24 protein-coding genes and 1 pseudogene are annotated in these 24,584 nt (G+C 68.5%); 10 read left to right on the top strand and 15 right to left on the bottom strand.

Annotated features, from left to right (window positions below; genetic code table 11):
- Positions 1–170: 170 nt before the first annotated feature.
- The 6 genes from dinB to ACFQS7_RS27005 all read right to left on the bottom strand — a co-directional run bounded on the left by dinB (position 171) and on the right by ACFQS7_RS27005 (position 6,656).
- Positions 171–1,211, bottom strand: coding sequence for a DNA polymerase IV (dinB, locus tag ACFQS7_RS27030; protein ID WP_380070283.1), 1,041 nt, complete (start codon positions 1,209–1,211; stop codon positions 171–173).
- A gap of 112 nt (positions 1,212–1,323) precedes the next feature.
- Entirely contained in the window at positions 1,324–1,989 is a 666-nt protein-coding gene (locus ACFQS7_RS27025) for an SOS response-associated peptidase (RefSeq protein ID WP_380070260.1), read from the bottom strand.
- 82 nt (positions 1,990–2,071) lie between these two features.
- Positions 2,072–5,383: an error-prone DNA polymerase gene (locus ACFQS7_RS27020; protein ID WP_380070259.1), complete on the bottom strand. Its 3,312-nt coding sequence runs from the start codon at positions 5,381–5,383 to the stop codon at positions 2,072–2,074.
- Positions 5,384–5,397: 14 nt separating this feature from the next.
- Positions 5,398–5,661, bottom strand: a complete 264-nt coding sequence (locus ACFQS7_RS27015) for a hypothetical protein (RefSeq protein ID WP_380070258.1) — start codon at positions 5,659–5,661, stop codon at positions 5,398–5,400.
- A 214-nt stretch (positions 5,662–5,875) separates the two neighbouring features.
- Positions 5,876–6,241, bottom strand: coding sequence for a hypothetical protein (locus ACFQS7_RS27010; protein ID WP_380070257.1), 366 nt, complete (start codon positions 6,239–6,241; stop codon positions 5,876–5,878).
- Positions 6,242–6,374: 133 nt separating this feature from the next.
- On the bottom strand, positions 6,375–6,656 hold the full coding sequence (locus tag ACFQS7_RS27005; protein ID WP_380070256.1) for an HU family DNA-binding protein: 282 nt from the start codon (positions 6,654–6,656) through the stop codon (positions 6,375–6,377).
- Between the two features lie 80 nt (positions 6,657–6,736).
- Here ACFQS7_RS27005 and ACFQS7_RS27000 point away from each other — a divergent pair, with 80 nt between their 5' ends.
- Positions 6,737–7,246: a helix-turn-helix transcriptional regulator gene (locus ACFQS7_RS27000; RefSeq protein WP_380070255.1), complete on the top strand. Its 510-nt coding sequence runs from the start codon at positions 6,737–6,739 to the stop codon at positions 7,244–7,246.
- 152 nt (positions 7,247–7,398) lie between these two features.
- Here ACFQS7_RS27000 and ACFQS7_RS26995 read toward each other — a convergent pair whose 3' ends face one another.
- Positions 7,399–8,388 carry a Bug family tripartite tricarboxylate transporter substrate binding protein gene (locus ACFQS7_RS26995; protein WP_380070254.1) on the bottom strand — a complete coding sequence of 330 codons (990 nt, stop codon included), beginning with the start codon at positions 8,386–8,388 and terminating at the stop codon, positions 7,399–7,401.
- A gap of 196 nt (positions 8,389–8,584) precedes the next feature.
- Here ACFQS7_RS26995 and ACFQS7_RS26990 point away from each other — a divergent pair, with 196 nt between their 5' ends.
- The 4 genes from ACFQS7_RS26990 (at position 8,585) to ACFQS7_RS26975 (ending at position 12,774) form a co-directional block, all read left to right on the top strand.
- Positions 8,585–9,142 carry a recombinase family protein gene (locus ACFQS7_RS26990; RefSeq protein WP_380070253.1) on the top strand — a complete coding sequence of 186 codons (558 nt, stop codon included), beginning with the start codon at positions 8,585–8,587 and terminating at the stop codon, positions 9,140–9,142.
- A gap of 260 nt (positions 9,143–9,402) precedes the next feature.
- Positions 9,403–10,014 (top strand): hypothetical protein, encoded by a 612-nt coding sequence (locus ACFQS7_RS26985; RefSeq protein WP_380070252.1) that lies wholly within the window; start codon positions 9,403–9,405, stop codon positions 10,012–10,014.
- A 269-nt stretch (positions 10,015–10,283) separates the two neighbouring features.
- The gene (locus tag ACFQS7_RS26980; RefSeq protein ID WP_380070251.1) at positions 10,284–11,675 is read left to right on the top strand and encodes a DUF1254 domain-containing protein; all 1,392 of its coding nucleotides are present in this window, start codon (positions 10,284–10,286) and stop codon (positions 11,673–11,675) included.
- A 160-nt stretch (positions 11,676–11,835) separates the two neighbouring features.
- The gene (locus ACFQS7_RS26975) at positions 11,836–12,774 is read left to right on the top strand and encodes a DUF1254 domain-containing protein (RefSeq protein ID WP_380070250.1); all 939 of its coding nucleotides are present in this window, start codon (positions 11,836–11,838) and stop codon (positions 12,772–12,774) included.
- A 154-nt stretch (positions 12,775–12,928) separates the two neighbouring features.
- On the opposite strand, the gene ACFQS7_RS26970 is transcribed toward ACFQS7_RS26975, so the two are convergent.
- Positions 12,929–14,773, bottom strand: a complete 1,845-nt coding sequence (locus ACFQS7_RS26970; protein WP_380070249.1) for a PAS domain S-box protein — start codon at positions 14,771–14,773, stop codon at positions 12,929–12,931.
- 93 nt (positions 14,774–14,866) lie between these two features.
- On the opposite strand from ACFQS7_RS26970, the gene istA reads away from it, so the two are divergent.
- Complete coding sequence (gene istA / locus ACFQS7_RS26965) at positions 14,867–15,919, top strand: IS21 family transposase (RefSeq protein ID WP_380070282.1); 1,053 nt, start codon at positions 14,867–14,869, stop codon at positions 15,917–15,919.
- Positions 15,916–16,698: an IS21-like element helper ATPase IstB gene (istB, locus tag ACFQS7_RS26960; RefSeq protein WP_380070248.1), complete on the top strand. Its 783-nt coding sequence runs from the start codon at positions 15,916–15,918 to the stop codon at positions 16,696–16,698. Before istA ends, istB begins: the two co-directional genes overlap by 4 nt.
- Before the next feature lie 81 nt (positions 16,699–16,779).
- On the opposite strand, the gene ACFQS7_RS26955 is transcribed toward istB, so the two are convergent.
- The 4 genes from ACFQS7_RS26955 to ACFQS7_RS26940 form a co-directional block, all read right to left on the bottom strand.
- Positions 16,780–17,301, bottom strand: a complete 522-nt coding sequence (locus ACFQS7_RS26955; protein ID WP_380070247.1) for a PAS domain-containing protein — start codon at positions 17,299–17,301, stop codon at positions 16,780–16,782.
- A gap of 7 nt (positions 17,302–17,308) precedes the next feature.
- A complete protein-coding gene (locus tag ACFQS7_RS26950) occupies positions 17,309–18,013 on the bottom strand; it encodes a hypothetical protein (RefSeq protein WP_380070246.1) in 705 nt (234 codons plus the stop codon).
- A gap of 464 nt (positions 18,014–18,477) precedes the next feature.
- The gene (locus tag ACFQS7_RS26945; RefSeq protein ID WP_380070245.1) at positions 18,478–19,209 is read right to left on the bottom strand and encodes an ImuA family protein; all 732 of its coding nucleotides are present in this window, start codon (positions 19,207–19,209) and stop codon (positions 18,478–18,480) included.
- A 77-nt stretch (positions 19,210–19,286) separates the two neighbouring features.
- Positions 19,287–19,748, bottom strand: coding sequence for a hypothetical protein (locus tag ACFQS7_RS26940; protein ID WP_380070244.1), 462 nt, complete (start codon positions 19,746–19,748; stop codon positions 19,287–19,289).
- Between the two features lie 300 nt (positions 19,749–20,048).
- Between ACFQS7_RS26940 and ACFQS7_RS26935 the strand changes: the two genes are divergently transcribed.
- The 3 genes from ACFQS7_RS26935 to ACFQS7_RS26925 all read left to right on the top strand — a co-directional run bounded on the left by ACFQS7_RS26935 (position 20,049) and on the right by ACFQS7_RS26925 (position 21,997).
- Positions 20,049–20,969, top strand: a complete 921-nt coding sequence (locus tag ACFQS7_RS26935) for a Ku protein (protein ID WP_380070243.1) — start codon at positions 20,049–20,051, stop codon at positions 20,967–20,969.
- Positions 20,932–21,648: an SOS response-associated peptidase family protein gene (locus ACFQS7_RS26930; RefSeq protein ID WP_380070242.1), complete on the top strand. Its 717-nt coding sequence runs from the start codon at positions 20,932–20,934 to the stop codon at positions 21,646–21,648. Before ACFQS7_RS26935 ends, ACFQS7_RS26930 begins: the two co-directional genes overlap by 38 nt.
- Positions 21,649–21,721: 73 nt before the next feature.
- A complete protein-coding gene (locus tag ACFQS7_RS26925) occupies positions 21,722–21,997 on the top strand; it encodes a hypothetical protein (protein ID WP_380070241.1) in 276 nt (91 codons plus the stop codon).
- 1 nt (position 21,998) lies between these two features.
- Here ACFQS7_RS26925 and ACFQS7_RS26920 read toward each other — a convergent pair whose 3' ends face one another.
- The 3 genes and pseudogenes from ACFQS7_RS26920 to ligD all read right to left on the bottom strand — a co-directional run.
- Positions 21,999–22,883 (bottom strand): alpha/beta hydrolase, encoded by an 885-nt coding sequence (locus ACFQS7_RS26920; protein ID WP_380070240.1) that lies wholly within the window; start codon positions 22,881–22,883, stop codon positions 21,999–22,001.
- Between the two features lie 199 nt (positions 22,884–23,082).
- Positions 23,083–23,829 (bottom strand): DUF72 domain-containing protein, encoded by a 747-nt coding sequence (locus ACFQS7_RS26915; RefSeq protein WP_380070239.1) that lies wholly within the window; start codon positions 23,827–23,829, stop codon positions 23,083–23,085.
- 8 nt (positions 23,830–23,837) lie between these two features.
- Positions 23,838–24,479 (bottom strand): annotated as a pseudogene (gene ligD, locus ACFQS7_RS26910) (non-homologous end-joining DNA ligase); the annotation flags it as partial.
- Positions 24,480–24,584: the final 105 nt, after the last annotated feature.

The raw sequence follows: 24,584 nt of genomic DNA, 5'->3' as shown, positions 1-24,584 counted from the left end.
TCGGCCAACACGTCGGGCTAAGCCGACATGGATCTGACACATGGTGCGTCCAGGGACCAATGGGACGATGCGAATTCGGCGATCCGCTGTGCGCGGATGTGCAGGCATCTCTGTGGTACGTGTGCCCCTAATCAAGTCCACAAATTGTTGGCAGCACGTGCGTCACGCCGTCATACCGATAGCCGCAACTGCGCTTCGGCCATCTCCGATCCATCGTCGAGCGACGACAGGATTACACCCAGCAGCCGTATGCCCCTTTGCGGTGGAAACAATGGCTCAAGCAACGCGAGGCTAACCTGGTCAAGCTCCGCCTGGTTGGCGACAGGGCCGAGACCAGTCCTGCTCCGCGTGACCTGGCTGAAGTCGGCATACTTGACCTTCAGCGTCACCGTCCGGCCACGAATGCCAGCGCCCTCGCAATACCTCCACACTTTCTCGATGATCGGCAGCAGGGCCGCGCAGGCTGCGTCTAGGGTGACCAGGTCGGTGGCAAAGGTGTTCTCCGCGCCGACAGATTTGCGAATCCGGTCTGGCCGAACTGGGCGTTCGTCGACGCCGCGGGCGATCCAGTAGTAGTAGGCGCCGGCCTTGCCGAAGTGCTGCTGCAAGAACGCCATGCTGTGCGCCCGCAGGTCGATGCCGTTGTGGATCCCGAGGCGGTTCATCCGCGCCGACGTGGCTGGGCCGACGCCGTGGAACTTACCGACGGGCAAAGCCTCAACGAAGGCTGGCCCCATTCGCGGCGTGATGACGAACAGCCCGTCCGGCTTGCGGTGGTCAGAGGCCAGCTTGGCCAGGAACTTGTTGTAGGAGATCCCGGCAGAGGCGGTCAGCGCCGTCTCGGCCTTGATGCTGGCCCGGATGCGCTGCGCGATCTCGGTTGCAGAGGCGATACCCTGCAGGTTCTCGCTAACGTCGAGATAGGCCTCGTCGAGCGAGAGGGGTTCGATCAGCGGCGTGTGCTCGGCGAAGATCGCCCGGATCTGCAGCGATACTGCCTTGTAGACATCGAAGCGCGGAGGCACGAAGACCAGCTCGGGACATTTCCGCCGGGCCGTCACCGACGGCATGGCCGAATGCACGCCGAATTTCCGGGCCTCGTAGCTCGCGGCGGCGACGACGCCCCGCTCGCGCGAGCCGCCGACCGCGACCGGCCGGCCGCGCAGCTCCGGGTGGTCCCGCTGCTCCACCGATGCATAGAAGGCGTCCATGTCGATGTGGATGATCTTGCGTATCGGCCGAACACCTGCCGCGGCGATTGGGCTCTCGGCCGCGCCGGCTATCGTTTCCTGGTCGGAATCGGCGTCGGACAAGGTCGCACCGTCAGGACGCGGCGGGCGCCCCGTCCTGCCTCTCGCCGCGGGCCACGATGACCAGCGACGCGTCCGGCAACGGCCGCTGCAGCGCGAGCGCTTCTTCCGTCGGCCCACTCATCCAGATATCGATCTCCTCCGACGTGGTCAAAATGACCGGCATAGCCTTCGGGTGGATAGCGCCAACCTCGCGGTTCGGTTCGGTGGTGAGGAAGGCAAAGAGGTCATTGGTCGTCTCGCCTTCCTTGACCTTCCGCACCGAGCTCCAGCGCGTCCAGATGCCGGCGAAGCAGGCCAGCGGTCGGCTCTCATCGAAGGCGAACCAGACCGGCGGCCGCGTGCCGTCGGGCATGATCTCGTGCTCGGAGAAGCTGGTGAAGGGCACGACGCAGCGATGCTCGACGCCAAGCCAGCGCCGCCAGTGCGGTGACTTGACGTTGCGGACATTGGTGACGCCCGGGTCGGACTTCCTGCCCTTCAGGGCGAAGGCCGGCGAGGGCATGCCCCAGCGGGCCATCGTCAGCTCGCGGCCCTCGGGCTGGTTGCGGACGATCGGCGCGGCATAGTCGGGGAAGACCCCGGGCAGCGGCGGCAGGTTGCCGGTCCGGTCGCTCATGGCGCGCGCCAGCTCGCGGATGGCCTGCTGGCCCTTGGTGATGCTGTACAGGTTGCACATGGCGTGACCGAGCCTCCTTGCGGGCCAGGGGAGGGCTGCCCGCAGACGATCGAACGGGCCGGGGCGCGGGGCAAGCCGGGCATCAGCGAAAGTCCCGGCTGCCGGGCAGCTTCGGCTTCGGGTGCTGGCTGCCGGGCTCGGGGCGCCGCACCTCGTCGGCGCGGCCGAGCGCTTTCTCCGTCCAGTCCCGGTCCTGGGTGGCGCCATCGATCTCGACCAGCCGGTTGAGCAGGTCGGAGCGGTCCAGGAGCCGGTCGACGATGAGATGGGTGATCGGCACCTCGGCCTGCGCGACCTCCCGCTCCACCCGACCCTCTGCGATCAGCAGGCGCCCCGACACCAGCGCCGTCCGGTCCCGCGCCGCGATCCGCTCGAAGACCACGAGGTTGGCCACGCCGTGCTCATCCTCGACGGTCAGGAAGACCACTCCCTTGGCCGAGCCCGGGCGCTGGCGGATCAGCACCAGCCCGGGCAGCCGGATCTTGGTGCCGGCGCGGAGGGCGTTCAGCTGGCGGGTGTCGCCGCAGCCCAGCGCCTCCAGGGCAGGCCGCAGCAGCGCCAGCGGGTGGCGCCGCAGGGTCATGCCGGTCGCCAGATAGTCCTCGACCACCGCCTCGCCCTCGGTCTGGTCCGGCAGGGTGACGGCGGGCTCCGGCACCAGTGGCGCCTGCGCCGCCATCGCGGCCGCCTCGGTCCCGGCGGCGACGGCGAACAGCGGCAGGTCCTGCGGCCCGTTCGCCACGCCGCGGGCCTCCCAGCCCGCCCGGCGGCGGCTGGCGCCAGTACCGGCGAAGGCGTCCGCCCCGGCCAGCGCCTCGAGCGCCTGCCGCCCCACCTCGGCCCGCACCGCGGCCTCCTCGACCGAGGCAAATGGCGCGCCGTTGCGGGCCCGCCGGGCCGCCAGGATGGCCCGCGCCTCGGCCTCCGGGAGACCTGCCACCAGCCGCAGCCCGAGCCGGAGGGCCAGGCTCCCGGCACTGGTGGGGTGCGGCTCCAGCGCACTGTCCCAGTCGCTGGCGTTCACGCAGGCCGCCAGGATGGCCACCCCGTGCTCGCGGGCGTCGCGGACGATCTGCGCCGGGGCGTAGAAGCCCATCGGCTGGCTGTTCAGCAGGGCGCAGGCAAAGACCGCGGGGTGGTGGCACTTCACCCAGGCCGAGGCATAGACCAGGTGGGCAAAGCTGGCGGCGTGGCTCTCGGGAAAGCCGTAGCCGCCGAAGCCCTCGATCTGCTGGAACACCCGCTCGGCGAAGCCGCGCTCATAGCCGCGCCGGACCATGCCCTCGACCAGCCGCTCCTGGTGGCGGGTGACGCCGCCCGACAGCTTGAAGGTCGCCATGGCCCGGCGCAGCTGGTCGGCCTCCTCCGGCGTGAAGCCGGCGGCGACGATCGCCAGCCGCATCGCCTGCTCCTGGAACAGCGGCACGCCGAGGGTCTTGCCCAGCACCCGCTCCAGCTCGTTCGGCGGGCCATGCTCAGGGGAGGGGGCGGGGTAGCGCACCGGCTCTTCGCCCCATTTGCGCCGGAGATAGGGATGGACCATGTCGCCCTGGATCGGCCCGGGCCGGACGATCGCCACCTCGATGACCAGGTCGTAGAAGCGCTCGGGGCGGAGCCGGGGCATCATGTTCATCTGTGCCCGGCTCTCGACCTGGAAGACGCCGAGGCTGTCGGCCCGGCGCAGCATGGCATAGGTGGCCGGGCAATCGCGCGGCAGGCTGGCCAGGTCGTGCTCGAGGCGGTGGTGCCGGCGCAGCAGGTCGAAGGCCCGGCGCAGGCAGGACAGCATGCCCAAGCCCAGCACGTCGACCTTGAGGATGCCGAGCGCGTCGATGTCGTCCTTGTCCCATTCGAGGACGGTGCGGCCCTCCATGGCGGCGTTGGTGACCACGGCCAGCTCGACCAGCGGCCCGCGGGTGATGACAAAGCCGCCGACATGGGTGGCGGCATGGCGGGGGAAGTCGAGGATCTCCTCGGTGAGCTCCAGCGCCATGGCGAGGTGCGGGTCGGCGGTGTCGAGCCCCTCGGCCGCGGCGAGCGCCGGCAGCCCCATCTCATGCCCGGGTCCCCAGCTACCCTTGGCCAGCCGGGCGGTGACGTCTTCCGAGAGGCCCATGGCCTTGCCGACCTCGCGGACGGCGCTGCGGGTGCGGTAGCGGATGACGGTGGCGCAGATCGCCGCCCGCTCGCGGCCATAGCGGTCGTAGAGGTGCTGGATCACCTCCTCGCGGCGCTCGTGCTCGAAGTCGATGTCGATGTCGGGCGGCTCGCCCCGGCTGGCCGAGACGAAGCGCTCGAACAGCAGGTCGTGCTTGGCCGGGTCCACCGCGGTGATGCCCAGCACGTAGCAGACCGCCGAGTTGGCGGCCGAGCCGCGGCCCTGGCAGAGGATGCCGCGGTCCCGTGCAAAGCGGACGATCTCGTGCACGGTCAGGAAGTAGGGGGCGTAGCCCAGCTCGGCGATCAGCCGCAGTTCGTGGGCGATGCGCGCGGCGATGCCGGGCGGCGTGCCGCCCGGCCAGCGCTCGGTCTGGGCCGCGGCGACCCGGTCGGCCAGGGTCTCCTGCGGCGACCGTCCTGGCTCAAGCACCTCGTCGGGGTATTCGTAGCGCAGCTGGTCGAGGGAGAAGTCGCCGCTGGCCTCCAGCGCCGCCAGGCTGTTGCCCAGCGCCTCCGGGTGGCCGGCGAAGAGCCGGGCCATCTCGGCGGCCGGCTTGAGGTGGCGCTCGGCGTTGGCCTCGGCCGCGTAGCCCAGGGCGTCCACGGTGGTACGCAACCGGATGGCGGTCAGCACGTCGGCGAGCCGGCGGCGGTCCGGGTGGTGGTAGCGGACGTCGCCGATGGCGAGCAGCCGGGTGCCCGTCGCGGCTGCCAGCCCGGCCAGGACATCGAGCTGGTGCCGATCCTTGCCGCGGAAGGTGCAGGCGGCCGTGAGAAGGAGGGGCAGGGCGAGCCGGTCTCGCAGCGCCGCGGAATCCCGCCGCAACTGGGCCATATCGGCAGCTTCGGGCCGAGCTGGCGGGATCGCCGCCAGCACCCAACCCTCGGCGGCGGCGAGCATGGCCCGCCGGCTGATCCGGCACTCGCCCTTGGGTGCATGCATGCGGCCGCGCGACAGCAGGGCGGTCAGCCGGCCATAGGCGGCGCGGCTGCCGGGCCAGACCAGCCATTCGGAAGCATCGTCGAGCCGGAGGCGGCAGCCGACCCGGAAGGCCAGCCCCGTCTCCTTGGCCGCGACATGGCCGCGGACCACCCCGGCGAGGCTGTTCAGGTCGCAGATCCCGAGCCCGGCGAGGCCGAGGGCCTGCGCGGTCTGCGCCAGCTCCTCCGGGTGCGAGGCGCCGTCGAGGAAGCTGAAGTTGGACCGGGCGGCCAGCTCGGCGAAGGCAGCCACAGCAGGCCGGCGGGTCAGGTGCTGTGCGGCGGGCGGGGCGGGTGCTTGAGGACCACGAACCGGGCCCGCTCGAGCTGCGCCACGAGTTGCTCGGCGAGCAGGGTGGCGGCCATCTCCCAGGCGGCGCCGCGCCGCGGCCGGCCGCGCTCGTCGAACCGCAGGCCATAGGCGAGGGCAGACGCGAGCTCCGCTTGGTCGACCGGCAGCAGCGGGCCGGTTAGCGGGACAGGGGCTTCGGCAGTGGGATCGGGCGGTTCGGGTGTGGGCGATTCGGACATAGGCCGACGATGCTGGGGCATAGTGAACGAATCAAGAACAAAATCGTCGTACTATGCCGAGTCATGATCTTGTCCCGATCATGTTCCGAGCCGTGGTGTGGGAGTGGCGCGCCCTGGAGAGCTGAGCCTTCGTGTCATCCGGCCATGTTGGGTAACTGAAGGCGGTAGCGGCAGAACCTCGCTATCGTCCCTGTACCTTCGAGGCGCCGACAGATCAGCTTGTCTGCGCGGGGTCGCGGCGCGCGAAGACGTACCCGCGCCCCTGAGCGCCCGCGAGCTTTCGAAGGTCTTCCGCTACATTGGTCAACACCTGGGCGGCATCCCCGACTGCGGAATGCAGATGCTTCCCGGTCATCCCGGAAGGCCGCTCCGTGAGGCGTTGCACGGTGATGGAGCCGCCGTCGTACCCCAGCCACCAGTGCCAATAGGGCCGACCATCACCTGACCCGTGCGATGCCCAGGCCTGCGGGTCTTCCAGCGAAGCCACAGCCGCCTCGACATTCTTGATCATGGCCCGTTCCGGATCCATCCAGAGGACCCGCACGAGCGCTTCCCGCACGCCCTCGATCCCTTCGACCACGCCGGCTCAGGGCTGGGCGTCCTGAATGATCAGCACGAAGCAGCTTCTTGCCTCGGGTATTGCTGTCATGTCCGGCGTATCCCGTTGATGGGCTCGACCCTGGCGGGCTCCAGCCGGGCGCGCTGCAGTTGGCCTATGACGCCCCGTTGAGCCGATCTTTCAGTGCTTTTGCGGGGGTGAACTTTGCGACTTTCGACGCAGCGATCTGGATTGCCGCGCCCGTCTGGGGGTTGCGACCTTCGCGCGCGGCACGCTCCGTCGCACTGAAGATACCGAAGCCGTTCAGCCGCACGTCCTTGCCGGCCATGAGCTCGTCAGACACGGCGCTAAGAATCACATCGATCGCCTTGGTGGCATCAGCCTTCGACAGGCCGGCTGCATCGGCGACATGGGCAATGAGGTCGGCTTGATTCATGGGTGATCCACTCGCGTTCGCTAATGAGAGGCTCGGCTACAACTTCGCGACCGAACGGGCAAGTGTGACAGGGACACCTGTTGCATCATGCAAAGGCGGTTCACAAGCGCCATCTGCAGGACAAGCTGAGCAACCTCGTCTCTTTCAATAACTCTCAAGGAATGCACTGGATGGCTAAACGCGTGAAAAAATCCAAGTTGCGCGATGCGCGTCTGCAGCTTGGTTTGTCGCAGGCCGAGGTCGGCAATCAGCTGGGCGTCACCGGCGCTGCAATCGGCCACTATGAAACCGGCCTCTCGAAGCCTTCGCCTGATCGGGCCGCTCAGCTTGCCAAGTTGCTTGGCCTAAAGCCGAACGAGGTTGACGCTTCCCAGCGCGGCTCCATCGAAACGACGACTGATCGTCGGCGACCGGCTGTTGCAAGACAGCGCGCCAACCATGCGCGTGATGTGCAGGGTCCGAGCCGAGAAGAAGGTGCGGTGCTCGATGCGCTTCGGGCAATGCCCGCTGCGGAGCGACGCGTGGTGGTGAAGCTGGTACTCGCCTACAAACGCACAGGCCCGCGCACTGCGGCAGGACAACATCGCTAGCCCGTACGCGATCCAGCTTTATCGGCACTGTCGTAGGCTTAGCCTTCGGCAACCCGCGGATGACAAGCGCCGACCTGCTTCAGGAAACTGTGTCGTGTGCGATGACCAAGCGCCCCGGCACGACCACTCGGCCGCGGGTCGCGCTGGCCGGATTACTCGAGCCGCAGGCCGATCCGCTGGACGACCTCGCGGTAGAGCTCGAACTGCCGATCGAGGAAGTCCCGGGTCATGGCCGGGCTGCTGTCCAGCTCCGGCACGGTGCCCGTCGCTTCCAGCCGGCTGCGCACCGTAGGATCGGCGATCGCCCGGCTGGCCGCCCGGCCGATGGCCTCGACGATCTCGGGCGGCATGCCGGCCGGGCCGGCGAGCACCGTCCAGCTGGCCATCTCGTAGCCCGGCACGCCGGCCTCGGCGATGGTCGGCACATCCGGGAAGTTCGGATCGCGCTTCGCCGTGCTGACGGCCAGCAGGCGGAGCGCGCCGTCGCGGATCTGCCCGATGTTCGAGCCGATCGTGTCGATGGCGAAGATGCATTCGCCCTTCATGATCGCCTCCGCCGTCTGCGAGCCGCCCCGGTACGGCACATGCATCGCCTCGACGCCCGCGGACTTGGTGAAGTGCTCGCTGGCGAGATGGGCGACGCCGCCGACGCCGGAACTGGCGAAGGCAAGCGCGCCGGGGTTCGCGCGCAGCCGGGCCAGCAGGGCCTGGACGGTATCGATGCCGCTGTCGCGCGACACCAGCAACCCCATGGTGCTGATGCCGAAGAAGGCGAGCGGCGTGAAATCCCGGGTCGGATGGTACCGGGCGGCCGAGGCGCCGGCGGCCGGCGCGACGGCGAGGGTGGAGGCCGATCCGACCAGGAGGGTGTAGCCGTCCGGCCTGGCGCGGCGGACGGTGTCGGCCCCGAGCGCACTGCCGGCCCCGGGCCGGTTGTCCACCACGGCCCGGCTGCCCTCGGCGAGGAGCGGCCCGAGCTTGTCGGCCAGCAGGCGGCCGGCGAGGTCGGTCGCGCCGCCGGCCGCGAAGGGCACGACGATGGTGATGACCCGGTCCGGATAGGCGGCCAGGGCCGGCCGCGCTGCGGCCGCAAGGGCAAGTCCTGCGAGGAGCCTCCTGGTCAGGGGGCGGCGATCGATCATGGTCGTTTCCTGTCTTGTGCCGCAGCGCCAGCATGCAGAGGCGGCGACTGTCCGCCCATCCAACGCTGTGACGTCGGGTACGGCTGTCCGTCAAACGAACCCCAGCCGGCCAGCCCGGGAATGTCCGGCAACCCTGGTGGGGTAACGGCAAAGCGGACATGCTCAATTCCGGACGGCAAGCCGGACAGGAGCGGCCATGACAGCGGTCGGTTACGCCCGGGTGAGCACGGCGGATCAGGACCCAACTCTGCAGCTCGACGCACTGTGGGCTGCGGGCTGTGCCAGGGTGTTCGAGGACCACGCCTCCGGCGCCCGCGCCGACCGGCCCGGGCTGCTCGCCGCCCTCGATTATGCGCGTGAAGGCGACGTGCTGGTCACCTGGAAGCTGGACCGCCTCGGCCGCAGCCTGCCGCACCTGATCGAGACGGTGGCCGCCCTGAAGGGGCGCGGGGTGGGGTTCCGCTCGCTCACCGAAGCGATCGACACCACCACGCCCGGCGGGCGGCTGGTGTTCCACCTGTTCGCCGCCCTCGGGCAGTTCGAGCGCGACCTCATTCGGGAACGCACCCGTGCGGGGCTCGCCGCGGCGGCGGCGCGCGGGCGCATAGGCGGGCGCCGGCCGGTGGTCACCGAGGAGAAGCTGCGGCGGGCCAAGGAACTCATCGCCCGCGGGTTGACAGTGCGCGAAGCCGCGACACGGTTGAAGATTGGCAAGACAGCCCTGTACGGCGCTCTGGGCGAGGGGGTTCGGTGATGCCGCGGGCGACTACACTGGATGCACTTCGACTGCCATTGCGGGGCAGGACGTCCATCGCGCCCATCCGTCCAGTCGGCCGCGATGCGCGAGGGCGGCGGCTTATAGAGGGCGCTTTGATCGGTCTTGTCGCCTGCCTCCTCGCCCCGGCAGCGGCGGCGCAGGTGCCAGGCGTTGCCCGACCGGGTTGGAGCTTTGACCTCACCTCCTACGGTTGGCTGACTGCGACATCGGGCACCGTCGGTGCGGGTGCTGTCCAAGTGGGTATCGACAATAGCTTCGTGGATACCCTCCGGCAGGCGGACAGCGCCTTGTCCTTCATGGGACGCGGCGAGCTGCGTAGGGGCCGGCTCGGGCTGTTCCTCGACGGGATCTACACCCGCTTGGCCTATGACGACGTTCGGGCAGGGCCGCTCACCCTGGACGCGACCAGCGTCCTTGGCGTGCTGGAATTCGGCGCGGCCTACGAGGTGGCGGACGGCCCCTGGCGCATGGGCGGACGGGATGACTGGGCGCTCGACGTGCTGGCGGGTGGGCGCTGGACGCATCTGAAGACCGAGGTTTCTCTCGCTCGCTTCCCTTCCGGCGTATCCACGACGGACTGGGTCGATCCCTTCGGCGGGCTCCGACTGCGCGGGCAACTGGGCGAGCGCTGGGAGGTCTCGCTGCGTGGCGACGTCGGCGGTGGCACCGGAGGGTCGCGCTTCGCTTGGCAGGCGGGCGCCTTCGTCGGCTACCGCTTCGAGATGTTCGGATTGCAGAGCGCGGCTGTGCTCGGCTACCGCGCTCTCAGTCAGGATTTCCGCAGCGCGAAGCTGGTCTGGGACACGACGTTGTATGGGCCCGTCCTGGGCCTCAGCATCCGCTTCTAGGGCGCTAACCCAGGCCGCTTACTCCGGGGACGCCGATCGCCCGGGGTAGTCCCCAAGCCATCTGACAATTTTGTGAAGAAATGCAGCCGAGCGTCTCGGTTCGGGTAAATCCGATACGGTCCGTTTGCCGACTTCCCGGCGCTGGGCGCGTCGGGGCGGACCATACTTGGCGTCTGCAAAAGGCGCGAGCCGATCGCCCCTGCCATGGTCATTCAGGCGTCATGCGAGTGGAGGACGAGATGCAAGATCGCCCGGCGAGCCGACGGACCATGATCGCCGCCGCCCTTGGCGCCACTGCAGGCGCCCGACTTCCCAGCCCCAGTCAGGCCCAGGCTCCTGCGCCGCCTCCTGCCGCAGCTGAAGCGCGTCAGATCGCGCACGACGCCTATTTCTACGCCTATCCGCTCGTGAAGAACTATCTGAGCATTTACCAGTTCGCGCTCGATCCCGGCGGCAGCCAGTACAAGGGGCCGGTCAACCAGGTGAACAACGTCGCTCGCGTGTTCACGCCGGCCGACACCGGGGTCATCACCCCGAACTCCGACACGCCCTATTCCTTCCTGATCCTCGACCTCCGGGCGGAGCCGATCGTCGTCACGCTGCCGGAGATCGAGCCCGGGCGGTACTACTCCCTACAGGTCGTCGATCTTTACACCAACAACGTCGATTACCTTGGTACGCGGAAGGACGGGAATGGCGGCGGCCGCTTCCTGATCGCCGGGCCAGGCTGGGAAGGCGCGGTGCCGCCCGGCGTCCGGCGCGTGGTGCAGCTGTCCACGCTGCTTGCCGAAAGCCAGTTCCGGACACAGCTCCTGAGGCCGTCCGACCTTGACCGGGTGAAGGCGATTCAGGCCGGCTACCGCGCCGAGCCGCTGAGCGCGTATCTCGGGCGGCCTGCACCGCCCGCGGCGCCCAGCATCGCATACCCGCCGATCAGCGATGCCAGCTTCGACCCGCAGTTCTGGCAGTACGCGAACTTCCTGCTGCAGTTCTGCCCGCCGATCCCCGCCGAGGCAGCGCTGCGCGCACGCTTCGCCACGATCGGCATCGAGGGTGGCGGGCCATGGCCGCCGGCAGGCTTGGCACCTGAGGTCCTCGCCGCGGTCGAAGCCGGTGGGACGGAGGCGCGTCAGGAAATCGCGCAGAGCCTTGCCAAGGTGACGACCTCCGTCGGCCTGTTCGGGACACCGGAGGCGATGGCCGGCAGGTACCTCCAGCGTGCCATGGGCGCCATGGGCGGCATCTACGGAAACAGCCCTGAGGAGACGGTCTACCCGAACTATGCGCTCGACGAGGCCGGGCAGCGCCTGGACGGGAGCCGGTCGAACTATACCCTCACCTTCCCACCCGGCCGGCTGCCGCCCGTCGACGCTTTCTGGTCAGTGACCATGTACGACGCCCGGACCCAATTCCTGGTCGACAACTCGCTGCGCCGCTATCTGATCAACTCGTCCATGCTGCCGGATCTGAAGCGGGACGCGGATGGCGGTATCACGCTTCACCTGCAGCACGCCTCGCCGGGCGCCGACAGGGAAGCCAATTGGCTGCCCGCCCCGGACGGGCCGATAGGCGTGGTGATGCGCCTCTACCTGCCGAAGCCCGAGGTGCTGGACGGCAGCTGGCTGCCACCGGCGATCCGAACCGCCGGCCCAGCCCGTTAGCGCGCCGCCCGTGCCGAAGCTGTAGTCCATCGTAAAAGCAAGAGGTGGTCCTTCGATGCCCCCATGCCGCTTACCTACTCCCTACGTGGCGTTCTGCGCGGCGCTCAGCCTGGTTCCACCGGCGTTTGCCCAGCCCGGTCCACCGCAGAGCAGCATCCCCGTGACGCCGGACAATTTCGCCCGGGCGGAGTCAGACCTCTACTTCGGCGGCGTGGTGAAGAACGGCGGGTTCGGCCGGTTCGACCACACACGCGAACCCGCGCCGCTCGACAAGCAGACGGTGATCCGGCTGAACCGCGATACGCTCTACTCCGCGGCAGTCTTCGACCTCGACGCCGGGCCGGTGACGATCACCCTGCCGGACGCCGGCACGCGCTTCATGTCGCTGCAGGTCATCAACGAGGACCAGTACACGCACGGTGTCCACTACCGGCCGGACCCCTATACCCTCACCCGCCAGGAGATCGGGACACGCTACGTCGTGGCCGCGGTGCGCACGCTTGTCGATCCGCAGGATCCGGGTGACCTTCGCGCCGCCCACGCTTTGCAGGACGCAATCAAAGTCTCGCAGGCCGGCACCGGCAGGTTCGAGATCCCGGCTTGGGATCAAGCCAGCCAGAAGAAGGTGCGCGATGCGCTCCTCGTGCTTGCTTCGACCCTTCCAGACACCAACCGGATGTACGGGCGCCGGGACGAAGTTGACCCCGTGCGCTTCCTGATCGGGGCTGCGTACGGCTGGGGCGCCAATCCCCCGCGCGAGGCCCTCTACCTGAACGTGGTGCCAAACAGGAACGACGGCCGGACGGTCTACCGGCTCACGGTGAGAGACGTGCCGGTGGACGGGTTCTGGTCCATCAGCGTCTACAACGCGGCGGGCTATTTCCAGTCGAACCCACAGAACGCCTACTCGCTCAACAACGTCACAGCCAGGAAGGCTGGGGATGGCTCCATCATGGTTCAGTTCGGCGGCTGCGACGGCGGCGTGCCCAATTGTCTCCCGGTGCCTGCTGGCTGGAACTACATGGTCCGGTTGTACCGGCCTCGGCCGGAGATCCTGACGGGCGCGTGGACATTCCCCGAGGCGCGTCCCGTAGACTGAACCTGCAGGTGCGCTGGGGCCGATGCGCCGCGCTTCGCAGACGTATGCCCTACCCGACGGCGGAACGCCGCGGTGCACCACTGTCAGCAGGAGTTCCGCTTCCGTTCGCGCGAACCGGACACTCAGCGCAGTTTCGTGTCCGGACCCCCAAACCTTATCGTCTCGACCGCAACGCCCGCGACAGCCCCTCGACCGAGTAGGGCTTGTGCAAAAGCTCGAAGTCCTGTGCCCCACCATCCGCCAGCACCTGGCTATAACCGCTGGTCAGGATGACTGGAAGGTTCGGCCACCGGCGTCGGATCTCGCGTCCTAGCTCCACCCCGTTCATGCCGGGCATGACCACGTCCGAGAACACCACATCGAACCGGCTCGCGTCCTCATCCAGGAGTTCGAGAGCCGCTTTGGCGTTCGGCGCCCAGGTGGCGCCATTGCCGAGATCCTCTAGCATCTGCCGAGCGAATTCGCCGACCTGGGTGTTGTCCTCCACCAGGAGCACCCTTCGCCGTCCTGCCGCGGGCATATCGGCGCCAGCTTGGAAATCTGACGGCGCCATGGCCGCCTTGGCCTCCACCCGGGGCAAATAGAGGGTGAAGCTGGTGCCGTGGCCGACCTCGCTCTCGACGGCAACCTCGCCGCCGGACTGCTTGGCAAAACCGTAGACCTGCGACAGTCCAAGGCCGGTGCCCTTACCCACCTCCTTGGTCGTGAAGAATGGCTCGAAGATCCTGTCCAGCATTTCCGGCGCGATACCTGAGCCGGTGTCGGTGACCGACACCGCGACGAAGGCGCCCGGTGCGCTCGCGTGTCCCCGGGTGGACGGCACTCCGCCGGCGAGCCAGGTTCTGAGCATCAGGCGGCCCTCACCATTCATCGCATCACGCGCGTTGACGGCGAGGTTCACCAGCGCTGTCTCGAACTGGTTCGGGTCGGCCTCGACGGAGCAGCCCTCACACTTAATAGCCGTCTCGATTTCGATGCGAGCGCCCACCAAGGGGCGGACGAGGTCTGCGACCGCCTGCAGGCGTTCGCTCACGGGGAACACCTCGGGCTTGAGCGGCTGGCGCCGCGCGAAGGCCAGGAGTTGGCCTGTCAGCTTGGCCGCCCGGTTTGCCGTGTCCGAGATGGCTTCGATATAGCGCTGCCGCCGCTCCTCGGGCAGGTCGGGGCGGCGCAGCAGGTCGGCGGCGGAGCGAATGACGGTGAGCAAGTTGTTGAAGTCGTGCGCCACGCCCCCGGTGAGTTGCCCCACAGCTTCCAGCTTCTGGCTCTGCCGCAGCGCCTCCTCCTGCTGTCGCAACTGCTCGGCCCGGCGCGCCACCTCGACCTCGAGGTGCTCGTTTAACTGCCGCAGTTCCTCCTCGGCCTTCTTGCGATCAGTGACATCCAGCACGAACTCGACGACTTCCTCCCCGATCCTGCGCGCCGCGAACAACCCCCACCAGCGCGAGCCATCCTTCCGGATGTACTGCTTCTCGTAAGGCGTGGTCTCACCCACCGTGGTCACCTCGGCCACCGCCCGCAAGGACAAAGGGTAGAACTCTGGCGGAGTCAGGTCCTGCCAGGTCTTGCCGACCGCTTCCTCGCGGGTGAACCCGGTCATGCGCAGGAAGGCCTCGTTTATTTCCGTCAGTCTGAAGCTAGCGCCCCAGAACATGACGCCCACCGTACTCATGGAAAGGGCAGCTCGGAGCCGTGCCTCACTCAGCCGCACAGCATCCCGAGAGCGCTCGCGTTCGGTCACGTCGCGCGACGAGACCAGCAGGAGTTCGGGCTGTCCCGCGGCATCGGGGACCGCGGTGAACTGCGTGTCCCACCACTTCGGCGTGCCCTGGACGGTAGGAGCATAGCCCTCGAAGCGGCCCACCCGCCCGGCAGCGGCCTCGGCCAGAGCCGTCTCGATCTTGCCCCGCTCCTCCTCTGGCCAGAGCTCCGCGTAGCGCTTACCCCTGACCGCCTCGAGGCTGCCGATCCCCATCATGCGCAGACCGGGACCGTTCATGAAGGTTGTAGCCGCCGCTGCGAAACTGACCCACCTGCCGGATGAAATCTGACCCACGCCTAGGGTTGCCCTGTCGTGGTGATGGGGGCCCGGATGGTTGGGGGAGAGGCGGCATTGGAGATCCGGGTATTGGCCAAGCATGGCCTGGGCGTGCGGGAGATCGCGCGGCAGGTGGGCGTGTCGCGCAACACGGTGCGGCGCTACCTGCGTGAGCCGGAGGCGGTGCACTACCGCGAGCGGCCACTACGGCCCGGCAAGCTGGCGGTCTTCGAGGAGTACGTCGTCGCGCGACTGGCCTCGGCGCTGCCGGAGCGGTTGGCGGCGAGCGTGCTGCTACGGGAACTGCACGAGCGCGGCTACACGGGCGGCTACACCATCCTCAAGGATTTCGTGGCGGCGCGGCAGGCACCCGCGGCGGCGGACCCGGTGGTGCGGTTCGAGACGGCGCCGGGCGAGCAGATGCAGGTTGATTGGGCCTCGCTGCGACGCGGGCCGGATCGGCTGTCGGTGTTCGTGGCGACGCTGGGCTGGAGTCGGGCGGCGTATGTCGAGTTCGTCACCGACGAGCGGCTGGAGACGCTGCTGGCGGCGCATGAGCGGGCCTTCCTGGCGTTCGGCGGGGTGCCGCAGAAGGTGCTGTACGACAACATGCGCACCGTGGTGCTGGCGCGCGACCATTACGGCCCGGGGCAGCACCGCTACCATCCGGGCTTCCTCGACTTCGCCGGGCATTGCGGCTTCCGGCCGCGGCTGTGCCAGCCCTACCGGCCGCGCACGAAAGGTAAGGTCGAACGCTTCATCCGCTACCTGCGCGGCAGCCTGTGGGTGCCGCTGGCCAGCCGGATGGCAGCCGAGGGCGTGGTGGTGGACCGGACGGCGGCGAACCTGGCGGCGGGCCGCTGGCTGCGCGAGGTGGCCAATGCCCGGGTGCATGCGACCACGGGCGCGGTGCCTGCGGCGCGGCTCGAGGAGGAGCGCCGGGCACTGCGGCCGGTACCGGCACCCTATCGTGGTCTGGTGCCGCGCGATGCTGCCCCCCGGCTGTCGCCGGAGCCGCGGCCGATCGTCGGGCTGCAGCACCCGCTGGCGATCTATGACACGCTGTTCGTCCCGCCGGTCCTGGCCTTGCCCGAGGTGGTGGCATGACCGGGACGCAGCATGCCCGGATCGTCGAGCTCTGCGCCGAGCTGCGGCTGACGGCGGTGGCGGACCTCTACGGAGCGACGGCGCAGGCCGCCGCGGCAGGCGATGCCTCGTTCAGCGACTTCCTCGAGGAGACCCTACGTGGCGAGCGGGAGGTGCGGCGCGGCCGGGCACGGGAGATGTTCGCTCGCACCGCGGGGTTCCCGGCGGTCAAGACGCTCGACGGCTACGACTTCGGGTTCGCCACCGGCGCACCACGGCAGCAGATCACCGAGTTGGCCAGCCTGGCCTTTGTCGAGCGGGTGGAGAACGTGGTGCTGCTCGGGCCGAGCGGGGTGGGCAAGACCCACCTGGCGATCGCGCTCGGCTACCTGGCGACGCAGCGCGGCTGGAAGGTCCGGTTCACCACCGCGGCCGACCTGGTGCTGCTGCTGGAGACGGCGCAGCGGCAGGGGCGGTTGAAGGAAGTGCTGCACCGCGCGGTCAACATCTACCGCCTGCTGATCATCGACGAGATCGGCTACCTGCCGATGGGCCGCGAGCAGGCCAACCTGTTCTTTCAGGTGGTGACCAGGCGCTACGAGCGGGGCGCCATGATCCTCACCTCGAACCTGACCTTCGGCAGCTGGGACCAGGCCTTCGCGGGCGAGACGGTGCTGACGGCCGCCATGCTGGATCGGCTGCTGCACCATGCCACCGTCGTGCAGATCAGCGGCGAGAGCTATCGGCTGAAGGACAAGCGGCGCGCGGGCGTCATGGCCAAGCCGAAGCCTGCATCGTGAGCGGCGCCGCCCGGGGTGGGGCTCGCCCCACCCCGGGCGAAGGTGGGTTAGGTTTCAACCGGCGCCTCGCGCCAGACTGGGTCAGATTTCAACCGGCGTTGACAAGGTCAGGTGCCCGCCCGGTGTGAGGAGCTTGATGCAGTCCGCGCTGCTCTCGAGCACGCTGCGCAGCACCGCCTCGCTTGCCCGAAGCCGCTTCCCGGCCAGGTGCTGCTCCGTGCGGTCACGGACGATTTTGGCATAGCCGAGGTGCTCGCCTGTCCCCTCGTCGCGGAGCGCCGTCATGGAGCCCGCGCCCCAAAATCGGGTGCCGTCTTTGCGCATGTGCCAGCGCTCGTCGACGGCGCGACCTTCGGTGCGGGCTCGCGCCATCTCCGCCGCGCAGGTGCCTTCCTCTTGATCCTCAGGTGTGAAGATCATAGAGGCGTCCTGGCCGACCGCCTCGTTGGCAGACCAGCCCATCACTCTTTCAGCCGCCGCGTTCCAGCTGGTGATCGTGCCGTCGAGGTCGGTCGTGAGAATGGCGAAGTCGGCCGAGCTCTCCAGGACGAGTTCAGCGATCCGGCTGCGGCTCGCTTGGCCGCCCTGGGAAGTATCGAGCATGACCTGTTCACCGGTGCCGTTCGATGTTGAGACGTGACGCCGAGGCTGGCGCGAAAACGATGCATGCGGCAGCGCCTCCACTCTGCCGGTTGGCCATTTCGGTGACCCGCGCGGGCGAAAAGCCCGCCACTCGGGCGGACAGTACATCGAGCGCCACCCGGAGCTCGGCACCGCCGATGGCGCCCTCCGCCACCCAGGCTGCCAGCATGCCCTCTAGCGTCTCGCGCTCCGACGCCATCCAGCCCGCCGCGCCGCCACCGCCGTGGCACGCGTCCCACTGTCCATACCAGAGCCGCCAGCGCGTCCTGGCCGCGTCGGCCCGGGGCAGCCCGGCGAGGCAGCCGCGCGGGAAGAACCCTACGGCGACGTTCTCGTGCCGGGGCGCCGCGCCGGACGACTCTGGCCGCAGGTCCCACACCAGGACCGCGTCCTCGGGCCGGATCATGCCATCCACGAGCCGCTCCGGGCACATGGCCAGCGTTGGGCAGGTCTCCGATGCCTTGCCCAGACCACGCCAGCGCTCGGGCCATTCGGTGGGGGGAAGGCGCTCGAGCAGCTCGACTGTGGCTCCGAGCGCACCACTCGGGACCTCGCCCGCGCCGATGTCGCGCGCCCTTCGCCGCGACATGATGCCCGCATGGTCGAGCGCGGCCTGCCACACGCCGCCAAACAACGCCTCCAGCCGCGGCACCAACCCATCACGGCGCGACATCCTACCCCCAACGATTAGCTGGGCGAGAGATGTAGGCAAAAAGTTCCTAGGAACTTAAGATCGAGTTTGGCCAATGTAGTAGCGCTCGAGACTACAGTCCCGCTGTTAGAACCCTCGCCGACGAGCGACCCCAAGGAAGCGGGCCGGTGCCGGCGGGGTCCGTACCGTGCTGTACGAGGTACGAGGCGGCGGCCACTGCCTGTTGGCCGGCCGACATCGACCCTGGCGCGCTGTTGCTGGAGTTGGTCCTCAAGCCTGGACATATCCCGGGGCTGGGGCAGGTATCCTTTCGATGAACACCGATGATCCGACGGATGCACCTTTATCCACCTGATGAGACGGCGTAGCCGATGAAGCTCCACACGAGCCGTGGCTGGCAACTGAACGTCCCGATTGTCGGTATCCACAACGACATAAATGTCGGCTTCAGACGGGCGGTACGCTCGCCGGCCGCACATCAAGTGTTATGGGAGAGCTCGGGCGGGCTGCACGGCTGCGGGCTGGGCCGCGCGTGGTAGCAAGACCTGATCTTCCTCGTCCCAGATCAGCGTCCACTCGCCTTGTCGTCCACCGACGGCCTTCACCAGCTCAAGCTGCCAAGCCGCCTGGCCCAGATCGTAGTCCCGCATACCCGTCCCGGGCGCACTGGCGATGCGCCATCGCGTGCGTGCCGCTGAGGGTTGAGCTAGCGCCTCGGGTCGCACCAGCACGAGGCCGATCCCGCCGCCCGCCTCGGCGGCTAGTTGCAGGCGGCGCGAGGCCGGCAGATCGAGCGGCTTCGGGTGAACCAGACAGGCAGCCCCTACGGCAGGACATCGTAATGCCTCTTCCGCGGCCCAGAGGCTGTCCACGCCACTGGCAGCCACCACCACCAGGGTCTCCGGCCGCATCCCGAAGCGCAGCGCGCCAGCAGGCCATATCGACGGCTCCGGCTCGATCCAGAAGGTCGTCTGAGGCTCTGGGCCGGCACAGGCACGGGCCGCCAGCATCGAAGCAAAGCCGAAGGCCGATCCGCTATCGCCCTCGGCGGCAGCGACCTCGTGCGACGCACCCCGGGGCAGGCCCTTGCCGCCCGGCAGCGCAGCGTCGACCGGCCTGGCTACCGGCACCGCGTCGGCTGCCGTTCGCCCGCCACCCTGGATGCAGGCGAGGCGGGCACGCAGGGCGGCGAGGGTGGCGGCGCGGTCGATTGCCATGGGATGCCTCTACCCGATGTTCGCTAAATGTTCCACGCGCCTTCAACGCAACACCCAGCAATGCGATCACCACCATCCTACATCTTGGCGGCGGCGACCGGTCTGGCCTCGGCAATGGCGGGATCACCAGAGGCAACCAGCCGGGCAATGCGGCCGTCCGGGCGGCGCTCCACGGTAAGGATAAGCGTGGCATGCCCAGCGCCGCCCGGGGCGCCAGCCAGGGCCCGACCGTCTAGCAGGAGCACCTCCTGCGTCCCCTCTGCCAACTCGCCATGGATCGTCGGTGTGGCCAGGCTCGGCAGTGCCAGAACCACCATGACGGCCTCGCGCGACTTCATCTCGAGTTCGAGGATCGCGCCCAGCGCTTCGCGGCCGGCATCGTCGTGGGGCAGGGGAAAGGCCAAGACGGTGACGACGCCTGCCGCGTCAGCCGCATAGGCCCGAGGCGCCAGGTTTGCGCGGCCCCACGCCCAGCGCTGCAGATGCGCCTGAACATGGTTGAGGAATGCCGCGAATGTGAGGTTCGGAATGCGGATCATGCCGGCGTGCCTGGGTCGCTTTGGCAACGCTCCAGACCCACAGGCGGCTGCGTGGGTGAGACGCTTGTTTTCCGGTCGAATCCGTCTCCTGTCCACATATCCACAGTTCTTGGGCCGCAACGGTGCGGCATGTATTACGGCTCCGCAGTAGCTAGGCATTCCTACACCGAATCCAATGCTGTAGCGGCCGTTCCAGTGTTTGCAGATGAGCCGGCCATCTGCCGCTAAGCCCTGGAAGTTACACAGAAACTCCCCGATCCCGCTTTTCGTTCTGAATTCGTACATCGGGAGACGTGTGGCATGGCGAGCAGGCCCGTCTGGGAAGGGCATCTACGGCTGTCGCTGGTTGCCTGCCCAGTGCGGCTGTTCAAGGCCACCGGCGAAGGCGACGCCGTGCACTTCCACCTCCTGCACCGGCAGACGCTGAACCGGGTGAAGCAGCAGTACCGCGACCCCGAGGACGGCGTCGTCGAGCGTCGCGATATGGTCAAGGGCTACGAGATCGAGCGCGACCGCTACGTGGTCGTCGAGGATGACGAGCTGAAGCGGCTCAAGGTCGAGAGCACGAAGGTCATCGACATCGAGCGCTTCGTCGATCGCGGCGAGATCGACAGGCTGTACTGGGAAGAGCCCTACTACCTCGTCCCGAGCGGCAAGCCCGCGCAGGAGCCTTTTGCGGTGATCCGCGAGGCCATGACCGGCGAGGACAAGGTCGCACTCGGGCGCTTGGTGATGTCGCAGCGCGAGCGGGTCGTGGCCATCGAGACCCGAGGCCGCGGCATGCTGCTGACGCGGCTGCGTAGCCACGACGAGGTACGGGACGAGGACGAGTTCTTCGACGCCATTCCCGACGTGACGATCAGCCCGAAGATGGTCGAGATCGCCAAGCAGATTATGGCCCAGCAGCACGGGAGCTTCGACTCCGCCGAGTTCCGCGACCGCTACGAGGAGGCGGTGCGCGAGCTGATCGAGGCCAAGGCGGACGGCGCCAAGCTGGTCACCCGGCCGCAAGAGCCGGAGGAGAGCAACGTGGTCGACCTCATGGAGGCGCTCCGCCGCTCGCTGAAGGCACCGAATCCCCAGGCGCGGGAGCACGAGACAACGGGGCGCGAGACACGCGACGGCAAGCCCGCGGCGAAGCAGACCGGTAAGGCACCACCCGCGCCGCGAAGGGGAGGCAAGGATGCCAGCCGCACCGCCCGCCGACGCGCCGCAGGCTGAGCCGGAGCAGAGCGGCATCCTCGAGCTCGGCGAACGGGCTCCGGGCGGGCTGAGCCTTGTGGTGCTGCGCAATCCGGAGACCGATGACCGCGTCATGGCGACAATGCGCTGGGGCCTAGTAGAGACGGAGGACGACAGCAAACCGGTGCTCTACGTCCGGGCCGAGACTATCGCCAACCGCGGCCCCCTCCGCGAGGCACTGCGCCGCCGCCGCTGCATCGTGCCGATGGACAGCTACGTCCAGCAGGCCGGCCCCGAGGGTGCTGTGGGGCGCTATGAAATCTCACTCGCGGACGGAGCGCAGATCGCAATCGCGGCCATTTGGCAGGAGACTGGGGACGGGCCGCATTTTGCCATCGTGACCTGCCAGGCGAATGAGGCGGTCGTCATGATCCATGACCGCATGCCGGTGATCCTGCCGCCTCAGGCTTGGCAGGCTTGGCTCACCGCCGGATTGGTCAGCCCGCTTGAGGTCTGGGACCTGCTGAAACCCTGCCGCAGCGACATGCTGCGCATCCGGAAGATCCCAGGAACACCGTGGCGGAGATTTGCGTCCACCGAGGTTGGACAGCAGCTCGAGCTCATCGCTCCCGGGGCATCCCTGGTACACCCGGGTCAGCAGCTTCGCCGCAAGTGGCCGGAGCGATCTGCCAGGAGTGCGCGCCGTGCCCTGGGGTGATGGTCCAGGCCGGCTTCCACCGCTGCGGGTGGTGGATGGGCCCACGCTCCTGCGGCTTGTCGTGCAGACGCGGGTGCACGAGATCACGGCGGCGGATAAGGCAGGCGAGGGTGAGGCGCGGGAGACCTGGCATGACTTTGCCGATCTCATGCGCGACCTAGGTGACAGCGCGGCGGATCTTGCCGAGACGGACCGGGTGCCGCTCACGGGGCAGCTCGATCAGCTGATTGCGGAGCTGCGGCGCCATGGCTTCCGTGTGGTCGCGGGTGCGGCCGGTACGATCCTCTATGTGGCGGTGTTGCCGCGTGGATACCGGAAAGACGTGAGGGCGCTCTTCGCCGTCTCCTGATTCAGCTCTCAGCCGCCGCGTCCGCGGCCTGAGAAAGCCGCGTCAAGAAACTGCGCACGGCGGCGGCGCCATGCCCGGCATGATCGTTGCCCAGTACGGGGTGGCCGATGCCGGGTAGCAGGACGAACTCGGCTGGGCCACCCGCCGCCGCAGCAACCCGTCGGCCGTGCTCGGGTGGGATGAGGTGATCCGCCGCGCCATGCACTACCAACAGCGGCGCTCGGACCGAGGGGAGGCAGGACAGGGTGTCGAAGGGATGACGCAGCAGGGCCCGTGCAGGCAGCCAGCGGTACATCGCCGCGGCCAGGTCGGCGACCGAGGTGTACGGCGCGTCCAGCAGGACGGCGCGCACCGGCTGCTCCATGGCCATCCGCACAGCGACACCCGAACCGATGCTCTCACCGCAAAGAATTGGTGATGGTTCCTGCCAGGTCGTCGCAACCCATCCGAGGTAGGCCCGTGCATCCTGGAGAAAGCCTGTTTCGGAAGGCTGGCCCAGGTTGCCGGCATAGCCGCGGTACTCCGCGAGGACCACGCCGTAGCCGGCCGCCGCGAAGGGCGCGAGCGGCGGGGCACGGTCCGCCGCATTGCCGGCATTGCCATGGAACAGCAGCAGCGTGGGCATTCCGGGCAGTGGCTCGGCTGCCCAGAATGCGAGTTCGAGGCCGTCACGGGTCCTGAGCCGGGCCTGCCGAAACCGAACAGCACTGAGGTCTGCTGGCACCTCACCCAGTGGCCGTGCGTCGGGCCGGAAGATCAGCCTCTCCTGCCGACCCCAGATGGTCGCCACAGCACACAGCCAGAGCACCGCAGCGACCAAGGCGAGAGCCAGCATGCCATCCAGCAGCGAGCGGGGGCCTAGGGTAGAAAACGCATCGGACGGCACGCGGGCGGGCCTCCTGCCCGCAGGCGTATGAGGCAGTCGTCGTCAGAGCGACGGCTTGCCGGCCAGTGTGCCGACGCGGGCCCGCGGCAATACTGGGCTCAGGAGTAAACGAAGCGCCGGGCAAACCCTGCTCGCTATGCAAATGCTTTTGAGGTGGTGAGACGCCAACCTGTTATTCCGCCGACTGTGGCTGCAAAGCCTAACTCCGGTCGGCCGAGCTCCCTGTGCCGGCACGGTGCAGGATGTCAGCGAGTGTCATCGCCTCGTGCGTGGCTGCACCCTCGGCGGTGTTGTCGAAGATGCACCATGCCGCGCCGTCGTGGCCGGCCAGCCGCTGCGCGAGCGCGTCAAGGGCGCCGCGCCCGTAGGCGGAGTAGTACATGCGCGGCGATCCGTGCAGACGGTAGTAGCTTAACCCCTGCCAGCCGCCAGGTTCGGCTGCGCGGGGTACGACGGCTGGGTCGGCAGCGACGCGCGCGATGCGGAATTCTGCAAGCTGGTGATCGACTTCGCCGGTGAACCAACTCCGGTGCCGCGGCTCACAAGCAATGTCGCCCTCGAAGCGGGTACGGAGATCGTGAAAGAAGTTGGCGAGATCCGGCTTGAAAGCCAGGCTCGGCGGCAACTGTACCAGTATCGGCCCGAGCTTCTCGCCAAGGGCTCCGGCCTCGGCAAGAAACCGCGCAAGCGGCTCCGCCACCTGGGCAAGCCGCCGGGTATGGGTGATCTCCTTCGGCATTTTCACCGCGAACCGGAAGTGCGCGGGCACGGTCGCCGCCCATCGCTCGTAGGTACTGGGACGATGCGGGCGGTAGAAGGAGCTGTTGATCTCGACCGCCGATAAGCGACGGCTGTAGCGCTCGAGGTGGCTGCCCTCGCTCGGAAAGGCAGCGGCATGCTGGGCCGGTATGCTCCATCCCGCCGTGCCGATCATCGGATTGGCCATCTTGATGCCTAACGCAGCTTGGGCAGCGGCACGGCGGCCTGCTCAAGATCGGCCCAGGGGTCTTTCCGCCGCAGCAGTCCCGGTGCCGAGGTAATGGTGAAGCGCTTTGGGTCGAGCGTCGGGATCACCTCGCGCCAGGCAAGCGGCATGGAGACCGTCGCGCCGGGTCGCGCCCGGGGCGACCAGGCCGCGACCGCCGTGGCGCTGCGGTCGTTGCTGAGATAGTCGAGGAAGATCCGGCCCACCCGCGCCTTCTTGCTCAATGCCGTGGTGAAGCGGTCCTTGGCGTCGGCCGCGACCACGTCGCAGAGGGCCCGGCAGAAGGCCTTCGCTGCCGGCCAGTCCGCCTTCGGGCGGAGCGGCGTCACCACATGCAAGCCCTTGCCGCCGGTGGTCTTGCAGAAGGCGGCGAGGCCCAGCCGCTCCAATCTCTCCCGCATCTCCAACGCCGCCGTGACCACCTGGGCGAAGGTCACATCCTCGGCGGGGTCGAGGTCAAAGACGAGCCGGTCGGGGCGCTCGACATCCTCCGCCCGCGCACCCCAGGGGTGGATTTCCGTCACCCCCATCTGCGCCAGCGCAACCAACCCCTCGCTGCTGTCGATAGCGAGGTAGGGCGCGCGCTCGCCTGTAGTGCGGCCGGTTGTTGAGACAGCTGGCTGCGCTGTTCAGGCGGCCAAGGGTAGGTTGGCCAGTTGGCATCGAGCAAGGCCGCGTTGCTCGGCGCGGATCTGGTTCGGGGTGCGGTAGCCGTG

Source organism: Dankookia sp. GCM10030260 (assembly GCF_042666655.1).
GTDB lineage: Bacteria > Pseudomonadota > Alphaproteobacteria > Acetobacterales > Acetobacteraceae > Paracraurococcus.
Note: the sequence above shows the minus strand (reverse complement) of the source record. Positions and strands in the feature narration are given on the sequence as shown.

Excerpts from the sequence above, each read along its gene's own strand:
- ACFQS7_RS26950 (WP_380070246.1), bottom strand. The coding sequence starts at position 18,013 with ATGTCGCGCCGTGATGGGTTGGTGCCGCGGCTGGAGGCGTTGTTTGGC.
- ACFQS7_RS27005 (WP_380070256.1), bottom strand. The coding sequence starts at position 6,656 with ATGAATCAAGCCGACCTCATTGCCCATGTCGCCGATGCAGCCGGCCTG.
- istB (WP_380070248.1), top strand. The coding sequence starts at position 15,916 with ATGACCGGGACGCAGCATGCCCGGATCGTCGAGCTCTGCGCCGAGCTG.
- ACFQS7_RS26935 (WP_380070243.1), top strand. The coding sequence starts at position 20,049 with ATGGCGAGCAGGCCCGTCTGGGAAGGGCATCTACGGCTGTCGCTGGTT.
- ACFQS7_RS26990 (WP_380070253.1), top strand. The coding sequence starts at position 8,585 with ATGACAGCGGTCGGTTACGCCCGGGTGAGCACGGCGGATCAGGACCCA.
- ACFQS7_RS26930 (WP_380070242.1), top strand. The coding sequence starts at position 20,932 with ATGCCAGCCGCACCGCCCGCCGACGCGCCGCAGGCTGAGCCGGAGCAG.
- ACFQS7_RS27015 (WP_380070258.1), bottom strand. The coding sequence starts at position 5,661 with ATGTCCGAATCGCCCACACCCGAACCGCCCGATCCCACTGCCGAAGCC.
- ACFQS7_RS26945 (WP_380070245.1), bottom strand. The coding sequence starts at position 19,209 with ATGGCAATCGACCGCGCCGCCACCCTCGCCGCCCTGCGTGCCCGCCTC.
- dinB (WP_380070283.1), bottom strand. The coding sequence starts at position 1,211 with ATGGACGCCTTCTATGCATCGGTGGAGCAGCGGGACCACCCGGAGCTG.
- ACFQS7_RS26995 (WP_380070254.1), bottom strand. The coding sequence starts at position 8,388 with ATGATCGATCGCCGCCCCCTGACCAGGAGGCTCCTCGCAGGACTTGCC.
- istA (WP_380070282.1), top strand. The coding sequence starts at position 14,867 with ATGGTTGGGGGAGAGGCGGCATTGGAGATCCGGGTATTGGCCAAGCAT.
- ACFQS7_RS26980 (WP_380070251.1), top strand. The coding sequence starts at position 10,284 with ATGATCGCCGCCGCCCTTGGCGCCACTGCAGGCGCCCGACTTCCCAGC.
- ACFQS7_RS26915 (WP_380070239.1), bottom strand. The coding sequence starts at position 23,829 with ATGGCCAATCCGATGATCGGCACGGCGGGATGGAGCATACCGGCCCAG.
- ACFQS7_RS27025 (WP_380070260.1), bottom strand. The coding sequence starts at position 1,989 with ATGTGCAACCTGTACAGCATCACCAAGGGCCAGCAGGCCATCCGCGAG.
- ACFQS7_RS26940 (WP_380070244.1), bottom strand. The coding sequence starts at position 19,748 with ATGATCCGCATTCCGAACCTCACATTCGCGGCATTCCTCAACCATGTT.
- ACFQS7_RS26955 (WP_380070247.1), bottom strand. The coding sequence starts at position 17,301 with ATGCTCGATACTTCCCAGGGCGGCCAAGCGAGCCGCAGCCGGATCGCT.
- ACFQS7_RS26970 (WP_380070249.1), bottom strand. The coding sequence starts at position 14,773 with ATGAACGGTCCCGGTCTGCGCATGATGGGGATCGGCAGCCTCGAGGCG.